Source organism: Pseudomonas sp. NPDC086251, from assembly GCF_044746405.1.
Taxonomy (GTDB): domain Bacteria; phylum Pseudomonadota; class Gammaproteobacteria; order Pseudomonadales; family Pseudomonadaceae; genus Aquipseudomonas.
Genome location: NZ_JBIVBY010000012.1, coordinates 108,840 through 118,472 on the forward strand (window position 1 = coordinate 108,840; position 9,633 = coordinate 118,472).

General features: G+C 62.3%; 10 protein-coding genes. 7 read left to right on the forward strand and 3 right to left on the reverse strand.

All coding sequences use genetic code 11. From position 1 onward, the window contains the following. Nucleotides 1–3: 3 nt before the first annotated feature. The 3 genes from ACIPL2_RS16175 to ACIPL2_RS16185 all read right to left on the reverse strand — a co-directional run bounded on the left by ACIPL2_RS16175 (nucleotide 4) and on the right by ACIPL2_RS16185 (nucleotide 3,448). A complete protein-coding gene (locus tag ACIPL2_RS16175; RefSeq protein WP_401357849.1) occupies nucleotides 4–543 on the reverse strand; it encodes a MauE/DoxX family redox-associated membrane protein in 540 nt (179 codons plus the stop codon). A gap of 12 nt (nucleotides 544–555) precedes the next feature. Then, nucleotides 556–1,704 carry an amine dehydrogenase large subunit gene (locus ACIPL2_RS16180; RefSeq protein ID WP_401357850.1) on the reverse strand — a complete coding sequence of 383 codons (1,149 nt, stop codon included), beginning with the start codon at nucleotides 1,702–1,704 and terminating at the stop codon, nucleotides 556–558. Between the two features lie 262 nt (nucleotides 1,705–1,966). Next, nucleotides 1,967–3,448: an ATP-binding protein gene (locus ACIPL2_RS16185; protein ID WP_401357852.1), complete on the reverse strand. Its 1,482-nt coding sequence runs from the start codon at nucleotides 3,446–3,448 to the stop codon at nucleotides 1,967–1,969. A gap of 345 nt (nucleotides 3,449–3,793) precedes the next feature. Here ACIPL2_RS16185 and ACIPL2_RS16190 point away from each other — a divergent pair, with 345 nt between their 5' ends. From ACIPL2_RS16190 to ACIPL2_RS16220, 7 genes are read left to right on the forward strand one after another with little or no spacing between them, the layout of a single operon-like run. Beyond that, entirely contained in the window at nucleotides 3,794–4,957 is a 1,164-nt protein-coding gene (locus tag ACIPL2_RS16190) for an acyl-CoA dehydrogenase family protein (protein WP_401357853.1), read from the forward strand. Between the two features lie 25 nt (nucleotides 4,958–4,982). Continuing rightward, entirely contained in the window at nucleotides 4,983–5,354 is a 372-nt protein-coding gene (locus ACIPL2_RS16195; protein WP_007945348.1) for a hypothetical protein, read from the forward strand. Nucleotides 5,355–5,357: 3 nt separating this feature from the next. Continuing rightward, entirely contained in the window at nucleotides 5,358–5,828 is a 471-nt protein-coding gene (locus ACIPL2_RS16200) for a nuclear transport factor 2 family protein (RefSeq protein ID WP_401357854.1), read from the forward strand. Continuing rightward, on the forward strand, nucleotides 5,825–6,946 hold the full coding sequence (locus tag ACIPL2_RS16205) for an amidase (RefSeq protein ID WP_401357856.1): 1,122 nt from the start codon (nucleotides 5,825–5,827) through the stop codon (nucleotides 6,944–6,946). Before ACIPL2_RS16200 ends, ACIPL2_RS16205 begins: the two co-directional genes overlap by 4 nt. A gap of 33 nt (nucleotides 6,947–6,979) precedes the next feature. Further along, nucleotides 6,980–8,263, forward strand: coding sequence for a Rieske 2Fe-2S domain-containing protein (locus ACIPL2_RS16210; RefSeq protein ID WP_401357858.1), 1,284 nt, complete (start codon nucleotides 6,980–6,982; stop codon nucleotides 8,261–8,263). After that, the gene (locus tag ACIPL2_RS16215; RefSeq protein ID WP_401357859.1) at nucleotides 8,260–8,760 is read left to right on the forward strand and encodes an aromatic-ring-hydroxylating dioxygenase subunit beta; all 501 of its coding nucleotides are present in this window, start codon (nucleotides 8,260–8,262) and stop codon (nucleotides 8,758–8,760) included. The genes ACIPL2_RS16210 and ACIPL2_RS16215 overlap by 4 nt, the downstream gene beginning before the upstream one ends. Before the next feature lie 11 nt (nucleotides 8,761–8,771). Then, the gene (locus ACIPL2_RS16220; RefSeq protein WP_401357860.1) at nucleotides 8,772–9,512 is read left to right on the forward strand and encodes an SDR family NAD(P)-dependent oxidoreductase; all 741 of its coding nucleotides are present in this window, start codon (nucleotides 8,772–8,774) and stop codon (nucleotides 9,510–9,512) included. Nucleotides 9,513–9,633 lie beyond the last annotated feature (121 nt).

Genomic DNA, 9,633 nt, shown 5'->3' on the forward strand with positions numbered 1-9,633 from the left:
GGATCACCTACCAATCAATTTGAGCAGAAGAGGGGAGTTCGCCAGCAGGCCATCGGCCGCGGCGTAGATGAGCAACGCGACAGCGGCGGAGGCCAGCGTCACAAAGCCATCAAACACAGTCATGTCTCGGGCAATCGGTGCCACGCTGGCGAGCAGCGCCAACGCCACCAGCACGCTGTTGCGCAGCAGCAGAATCGGCCGCAACGGTTGCGCCTGATCCGGCCCGGCACAGCCGCAGTCGATGTCGCGACGACCGCGCCACAGGTTGATGCCAATGGCCGCGGCGTACAGCGCGATCAGGCTGGCGGCGCTCAACGCGGCCCAGCCACGGCTGAGCGGCACCAGCAAGGCGAAGGCGATGGCCAGTTCCAGCAGCGGGATCAGCCGGGCACTGGGGCGCACCAGTGCATCGGGCAACAGTTGATAGTCAGCCAGTTGCTTGGCGAAGCGCGCCGGCGCGCGCAATTTGTGGGTCGCGGCACTGGCCAGCAACACCGAGATGGCGAGGGCGCTGGCAATGATGAAAATCGGATCTGAGTGCATGGCCGAGCCTCGTTAGTAGCTCATGACCTGAGTCGCGGTTTTCGCGACCTTGGCCATGCTGCCGGTGTGCTGGTTGGTCTTGAGATCGAAAATCTGCAAGCCGCCTTCAACGTCGGCACCCAACAGCAGCGGCTTGTCGTCGCCCGTTGCTTGCAGGCTCCACACCGGTGCCGGTGCTTCCAGGGTGGCGATTTTCTTCTGGGTCTTGAGGTCATACGCCCAGATGAACGTGCTGGGGTCTTCCCACTTCATCGGTTCGTGCGCGTCGTGCATCAGCACGTACAAGCGGTTGAGCTTCGGCGCGACAGCCATCAGCTGCCAGCCGCCCGGTGCCCAGCCGGCTTTCTTTTCGGTGTCGGTGACCAGCGACCAGCTCGGCAGGATCTTCGGCGCGTCGCCGGTAAAGTCCACCGGGCGAACGGTGCCCGTGGTGGTGGTGAAGTAATAGGTGTCACCGACGTTGACCGCGCGCTCCACCAGTTTTTCCGCGTTCGGGTCGAAGAACGGTGTGCGGCTGCGCGCGGTTTCCAGGCCCTGATCGTTGAGGGTCACCACCTGCAGAGTGCCGTCGCCGCACAACGAGGCGAAGCGGCGATTGCCGATCGGGTAGTTGAGCACGCAACCGGGAATGGCGATTTCCGTGGCGACGGTCTTGGCCTGGGTGTCGACCACCGTCACCGACGTCGACGGGGTGAAGTTGTAGACGTAGACGAAGCGGTCATCGCCACTGGTTTTCAGGCCGTAGCGCTGGGTCAGCGACTCGGCGCGCTTGTTCGGAATCAGCACTTCCCAGGCGGGCGACAAACTCGAGCTGTCCCAGGCGGTCAGCACGTCGGTGCGGGTGCCACGGGTGCCACGGGAATACCAGATGTCGGCACTGTAGATCAGCTTGCCGTCATGGCTCAGGGTCGACGGCGCGGCGAAACCGGTCGGCACCATGCCCAGCACGCGTTTCTGGTCGGGGTCGACCACGGTGACCCGGCCCGCGACGAAACTTTCGAATTCGACATCGACGACGAACGCCCGGTGAGCTTCAGCGGGGAACGCCAGGGTGGTCTGGCCGATCGTGTCGGCGGGCAAATCCGCGCGGGCACTGTTCAAGCCGAGTACAAGCAGGCTCAGGCCTAGCGCTGACTGTACGGAGATCCTGTTTGTTCGCATAAGGGGAACTTCCTGAATTGTTGGTAACGCGGATCGCGGGTGCTTTGGCAGATTTTTACAATTCGATTCTGCCTCGCCGGGAAAACCGGAGAATTGCTGTGGCTGCCAAGTGTTTGTGTGTCTGTGCCAGTCTTGAAAAAGGTGGCCGCACACTTCGCAATCGCGGGGAAAAACGCGCACCTGTAGGCGCCAGGCTTGCCGGCGAAGGCGTCCTTTAATACGCCTTCGCCGGCAAGCCTGGCTCCTACAAAAGCGGTTCACATCAGGCGGGATTGGCGAGGGGAAGGGAGAAGGTGAACACGGCACCACAAGGCTCAAGGTTTTGCGCCCAGATATCGCCGCGATGCCGGCCGATGATGTTTTTGCACAGCGCCAGGCCGATGCCGTTGCCGCTGACTTTGGAGGAGAAGAAGCCATCGAAGAGCTTCTCTTGCGCCTGGGCCTGAATGCCGCGACCGCGGTCTTCGATGCGCACCAGCGCCACGTCTTTGTCGCGGCTGGCATGAATGCGCAGCACACGTCGCTCAATGGGCAAATCGGCCATTTCTTCAATCGCGTTGAACGCCAGGTTGAGGATGACCTGGCCGATCAACACCTTCTCGCAACTCACCCATAGCGGCTCGGGACTGGTGACGATTTCCACCCGGATCCGGCTCGGATCGGCACGCAGGCTGATAAAGTAGCGGGTTTCCCGCAGCAGTTCATTGAGGTCGATCCGCTCTTCGGACTGCTCCAGCTTGACCACGTAATCGCGCACGCTTTTGATGATCAGCGACGCATGCTCGATTTGCCGCACAGCGTTTTGCAAACCCCAGGCGACGCCCTGGTCAGTGGATTGATCCTTGCCCAGGCGAATCACCGCGCCTTCGATGAAATTGCGGGTAGCCGCCAGCGGCTGACTCAGCTCATGGGCAATCGCCACGGCCATTTCGCCCATCGCGTTGTAGCGGGCCAGGTACTCGAGTTTTTGCTCGCTCACGCGCCGCGCTTCTTCGGCTTGCACCTGCTCGGTGACATCGCGAAACAGCAACAGATGGCCGATCAGGTCGTCTTCAATCTCGATAAACCGGCACGTCGCGTCATGCCAACGCCACTCACCGTCACGCCGTTGCACCTGGTAATGCACGCTGAACGGTGCGTGCTCAGGCGTTTCGCTGGCCAGTTGTTGCAGCAGGCGCTGGCGCGAAGCGTCGTCGCACCAGGCGAGGAAGTTTTCGCCGGTCAATTCATGTTCCTCGCCCTTTAAAAGGTGCGCGGCAGAATCACTGATAAAGCGGATATCACCCTGCGGCCCGAGCACCGCAACGCCTTCGGCCAGGTCCTGCATAAAGGCCTTGAGGCGGCTTTCGAAACGCTTGAGGTCGCGCTTGACCTTGTCTTCCTTGGAGATGTCGCGGAACTGCACCATCAGCACATCGCGCCCATCCAGGTGCACCAGGGTGGCGACCGCCTCGGACAGAATCTCGACCCCTTGCTTGGAGCGATAACACCACTCGATGGCGCGCTGGCCCGTGCGTGCGGCGCCCTCCAGCCAGCGCAAACCCACCGAACGCCGGTACTTGGGCGCGTCGCGGGTCATGTCCGGGGCTTTCAGCGGCGTGAGTTCTTCCAGGGTAAAGCCCAACGCCTTCAGGGCGGCGCTGTTGGCCCAGAGAATGTCCTTGCTCTGGGCATCGTGAAGAATGATGCACAACGGCATGGCTTCGATAAGGCTGTAGAAATCGTTCGGTTTTGGCAGATACATCGCGCAGCCCTTGGCGGCAGAGGGGTCAACGACCGGTGTCGGTTGAAGTATGGCTTTTTATACCGGCTTGCGCGTGGGGATGCGCTCAGAAGTAACCGGGGGCGGGCTAGGGGATTTCTTTAGCCCGGGGGCTGCACGCCCCAATAGTTGCGAGCCGATGTGGTTTTTACACTGGACCTCAATGTACAGGGCCCCACGCATCCCTCTGTAGGAGCGAGGCTTGCCCGCGAAGAACGATGACGCGGTCGACCTGAGAGACCGCGGTGCCTGGTTCGCGGGCAAGCCTCGCTCCTACGAGTAGCGGTGCATTCGCCCCACTAACAATAAGCAAAACGGAGAAAGCCCATGCTGCGTTCAGCGGTCGCGCAACAAGACGCTCTGCCCGGCGTTGACGACGATGTCGTCGACAGCCCGCTCTTTGCGCAGGTACTGGATGAAGTGCGCCAACGTCGGGACGAATTCGACGCCGGCTCCCACGTGCCTCGGGACATGATCGAACGCTTCAAACAGGTCGGCATCTACCGCGCCGCCACGCCGAAATGCTTTGGCGGTGACGCCCTGGCCCCCGCGCGTTTCCTGCACATGATCGAACGCATCTCCGAAGCCGACGGCTCAGCAGGCTGGGTCGCCAGTTTCGGCAGCGCCGGTGTCTACCTCGCCGCGTTGCCGAAAGAAACCCTCGCCGACCTCTACGCCCACAGCCCTGACCTGGTGTTTGCCGGTGGCTTGTTTCCATTGCAACCCGCCGAAGCTGTAGAGGGCGGTTGGCAGGTCAACGGCACCTGGAAATTCGCCAGCGGCTGCAAGGGCGCCGACTTGCTCGGTGTCGGTATCGGCGCGGCGGGCGGCAAACCGCGCACGGCGGTGTTCCGCGCGGATCAGGTCGACATCGTCGAAAACTGGGACGTGGTCGGCCTCAAAGGCACCGGCAGCCATGACCTGCGCGTGACCGATCAACGCGTCGACGAGCGCTGGACCTTCATTCGCGGCGGTGCCTCGACCATCGATGAGCCGCTGTTCCGTTACCCGTCGATTGCCTACGCCGCGCAAGTGTTGGCGGTGGTCAACCTCGGCCTGGCCCGTGCGGCACTCGATGAAGTCAGCCGCATGGCCGCCGGCAGTGGCATCACCGGCGCACCGAAAATGGCCGATCGCGCCTATGTGCGGATCGAGATTGCCAAAGCCGAAGCGCAACTGAGTGCCGCACGCGGTTTCTTCTATGGCGCGACCGAGCAGGTGTGGCATTCGATCCTCGCCGGCAACCCGGTGACCGCCGAACAAACCAGCCTGTTGCGGTTGTCAGCGATCCACGTTTCCCAGGCCGGTGCCGCTGTAGTGCAAAGCGCCTACAGCCTCGCCGGGACCACCGCGATTTACCTGCGCCATCCGCTGCAACGCTACCTGCGCGACGCGATGGTGGTCACCCAGCACGCCTTCCTCAGCGAAGGGCTGTACGACGGCGCCGGCTCGGTGTTCCTCGGCGTGCCGCCATTTCCTGGCTACCTCTGAACCCTCTATCCAAGGATCAACACCCATGACCCAGACCACCCAAGAACCGTTGCGCGTCGTCTTTTGCATCGGCATCACCCAGAACTTTTTCGACCTGCCCACCGGCGAAGGCTTGAGCGTGTGGAAGGGTTTCAGCCAGATGATGGGCTCGCTCGGCGCCATGCCCGGCATCACCGTGCTGGGCGCAATGGACGATGACCGGCTGATGGTCGGGCCGTCCACCACCTCGCCGTGGACCGTCTACATCATGGCCGACGTCGACTGCCATCAATCGGTGATCGACGCCTGCAACCTGTTCCGCACCACGCCGGTGAACGAGTACAGCCTGTGGCGCTACGCCAAGGTCGAAGCGCGCATCGGTCGTCCGCTGACCATCCCCGACGCGGCCAAGGTGTAAGTCATGAACGAGGCCTTGCTGCAGCGTCTGCAGACGCTTGAAGGGGAGAGCCAGGTGCGCCGCGTGATGGCGCGCTACATGGACCTGTGCGATGTGCCAAGGGCCGCGACTCACGTCCACGAATTGGCTGAGTTGTTCTGCATCGATGCGATCTGGGAAGGCGTCGGCAGCGTCACTGCACAGACCTTTGGCCAGCATCAAGGACGTGATGCCGTGGCGGCGTTTGTTGGCAGCTATTTGCCGCCCTCGGAGCACTTTCGCCTGAACCTGCATTACCTCACCAGCGAGCAGATCGTGGTCGACGGCAGCACGGCCCAGGGGCAGTGGATCATGCAGCAGATTTCCACCTACGCCGATGGGCGCAGCGAACTGTTTGGCACACGGCTGAATATCGATTTCCGTTGTGTCGACGGTGTCTGGCTGATCGCGCATTTCCGTACGCAACGTTTGTTCAATACGAGGCTGGGCGCATGAGTACGTTTATCAGCGAATTTTTACTCGGTGGCAGCGGCAAACGGGTCGCGATCAAAGACTCGATCGACATTGCCGGGTATCCGACGCGCTCGGGCAGCCGTGCATTTGCCGATGCCGCGCCGGCCACCCGCAATGCCGAGGTGGTGGACGCGATCCTCGCTGCTGGCTGGCAAATCGTTGGCAAAACCAACCTGCATGAGCTGGCGTTTGGCGTCACCGGGATCAACGACTGGACCGGCACGCCAATCAACCCGCACGCGCCGGATCGAGTGCCGGGCGGTTCGTCCAGTGGTTCGGCAGCAGCGGTCGCGGCGGGCCTGGCGGACATCGCCATCGGCACCGACACCGGCGGCTCGGTGCGGGTGCCAGCGGCCTGTTGCGGCATTGCCGGGCTGAAGCCGACTTATGGGCGGGTCAGCCGTGTCGGTGCGCACCCGGCGTTTTCCAGCCTCGATTGCGTGGGGCCGTTTGCGGCGGACATGGACGATTTGATCGCCGCGATGCAGGTGATCTGTCCGGGTTTTCACGCCCAGGGCCTGCCGTCGAGCCATGCATCGGTGGGCTTTCTTGAAGTGGCCTGCGATCCGCTCGTGCAAGCCTGTCTCATCGCCGCTGCCGACCGTGCCGGTTGGCGTCGCAGCAACCTGAATCTGAGCGAGTTCGAAGCCGCGTTCACCGCCGGCCTGAGCGTGATCAATGTTGAAAACTGGGCGGCGTTCGGCCACCTCACCGGCAAGGGCCTGATCGGCGCCGATGTCGAGCAGCGCCTGCTGGCCGCCAGCCGTACCAACGCCGGTGAGCTGGCGCAGGCCGAAAAAATCCGCGCGCGTTTCAGTCAGCAAGTGGATGCCGCACTGGAGCAGTTCGAAGTGCTGCTATTGCCAACGATGCCGAGCTTGCCGCCGACGCTGATCGAAGCCCGCAGTGCGAGTAAAGCCGTGGCCGGCATGACGCCGCTGGTGCGGCCTTTCAACCTCAGCGGCCATCCGGCGCTGACGGTGCCGGTGCAGCTGAAGGGTAGCGGGCTGACAGTCGGCCTGCAGATTGTCGGCCGTAAAGGTCAAGACGAAGTGGTCTGCGCCTTCGGTGCGCAACTGCAACACAGCATGCACCCCTAAAAACAAGTCATAAAAAGCCATGAGGAGAACCGCATGAGCACTCATGAATACCGGCTGATCGCATCGTCGAAAAACCCGGACGACCTGGTCAAGCACGACCGCGTCGACGTCTCGCTGTACAACGACCCGGCGCTGTTCGAAGCCGAGCTGGAGAAGATTTTCTACCGCACCTGGGTGTGGGTCGCCCACGAAAGCGAAGTGCGCAACAGCGGCGACTTCAAGACCGCCACCATCGGCCGTCGCCCGGTGATTGTGGTGCGTGACAAGAAGGGCCAGATCAACGTGCTGGAAAACCGCTGCCGGCACCGTGGCGCCACCGTCTGCGAAAAACACAAAGGCAACGCCACCGGCTTCACTTGCCCGTATCACAGTTGGTCGTACGGCCTGGATGGCAAGCTGCGCGCGCTGCCTTACCCGGACGGCTACGAAGGCATCCTGGAAAAGTCCGAACTGCCGCTCACCCGCCTGCGCGTCGAAAGCTACGCCGGCATGGTCTTCGCCAGTTACAACGACGAGATCGAACCGCTGGACGATTTCCTCGGCGGCGCCAAACACTGGATGGACCTGTTCATGAAACAGGGCGCCGGCTACCCGATCAAGACCCAGGGCGAACACAAGTTCAGCTTCAAGGGCAACTGGAAGATCCAGCTGGAAAACACCACCGACGGTTATCACTTCCCGATCGTGCACAAGTCGTTCATGTCGTCGGTGGATGAAGAAACCTCGGAAATGCTCTCGTTCATGACCGACGAGCACGCCGTCACCCATGCCTTGGGCAACGGCCACAGCGTGATGGTGATGGTGCCCGAGCACGTCGATCTCGATCACGACGACGGCACCGAGCAGTTGCAGGAACGCTTCGCGCATGTGACTGAAGAATTGTCGAAAACCATGGCGCCGGAGCAGGTCCGACGCATCGTGCGCTCGCTGCACGGTGCCGGGTTCAACCTCAACCTGTTTCCCAACGTGGCGATGTCGATGTCGTTCTTCCGCGTACTGCGCCCGGTCTCGGTGACTGAAACCGAGATCCGTCACGTTGCCCTCGGCATGGACGGTGGCCCGGACATCGCCAACCGCGAACGCATGCGCATTCACGAACACTTCCAGGGTCCGTTCGGTTTCGGCAGCCCCGACGACGCCGAAGCCTGGGACCGCGTGCAGCGGGGTTCGTATGCCGGCGTCGATGCGCCGATCCTGGTCAATCGCGGCCTCAATCGCGAAATCACCGCCGAAAACGGCGACAAGGTGTCCCACGCCACCGACGAGGGCGGCATGCGCGGGGCCTATGACATGTGGAAAAGGATGATGAGCCAATGAGCAATCACGACACCCTGAACGGTTTTTCCGGCCCGTTGGCCCAGGCCATCGAATTCATCTGGCGTGAAGCCGAATTGCTCGATCACAAGAACTACGCCGAATGGGCGACCTTGTGGAGTGAGAACGGCCGCTACATCGTGCCGATCGATCCGGACACCGACGACTTCGAAGCCACGCTCAACTACGCCTACGACGATGCGCGCATGCGTGACTTGCGCATCGAACGTTTGACCGCCGGTTACTCGCCGTCGGCGGTGGACGCGGCGAAAACCGTGCGCAGCGTTTCGCGTTTCCGCTTGGTGGAAGCGGCGGGGGACCTTGTTGAAGTCAATTCCGCGCAGTTGCTGTACGCCTACAAACGCGGGGTGCACACGCCGTTCGTGGCCGACTTGAACCACCGCATTCACTTCACCGACGGTGTCGCGACCCTGGAACGCAAGGTCGTGCGCCTGATCAATTCCACCGACAGCCTGAGCGCGCTCGGCTTCCTGCTGTGAGGGCCCACACGATGAACCGAGTAGCCTTGGTGACCGGCGCGTCGCGCGGTCTTGGCGAATGCATCGCTCGTCGCTTGCACGCGGCGGGTTATCGCGTCGGCCTGGCGAATGTGCGCCTCGATGGCGTGCAGCGTCTGGCGTTGGAGCTTGATAGCAGCGGCTCGAGTGCCGTTGCCCTTGAGCTGGACGTGCGCAACAAAGCTGATTTTGTGCGGGCCCGCGATGTGCTCGCCGAGCGTTGGGGCGGCACCGACATTCTGGTGAACAACGCCGGTGTGTCGAAAGTCGCGGCGTTGATGGACATCACCCCGGAGGAGTTCGATGAGTCGATGGCGATCAACCTGCGCGGCACCTTTGTCGCGTGCCAGGTGTTCGGTGCGCACTTTGCCGAACGGGGTTTTGGCCGCATCGTCAACATCGCTTCACTCGCCGGGCAGAACGGCGGCACGGCCACGGGCGCGCATTACGCGGCGGCCAAGGGCGGTGTGGCGACGCTGACCAAAGTGTTTGCTCGGGAACTGGCGCCACAGGGTGTGACGGTCAACAGCATTTCGCCGGGGCCGCTGGATTTGCCGGTGGTGCGCGAAACCGTGGCCCCGGAGCGTCTGGAACAGATTCTGAAAATGATCCCGGTGGGGACGCTGGGCGATCCGACGTTCATTGCTGACAGCGTGCTACTGCTGATTGCCGATAACGCTATATCGGTCACCGGCGCGTGCCTGGACATCAACGGCGGCTTGTTCATGCGCTAGGCCTTGCGAATGCCCCTGTAGGAGCTGTGGGGGGGGATGAGGGGGGGGGGGTTTTTTTTTTTTTTTTTTTAAAAAACACCAGCTTGAGAAAAACAAAGCGAAAAGGCGGTGTGGCGGCCGG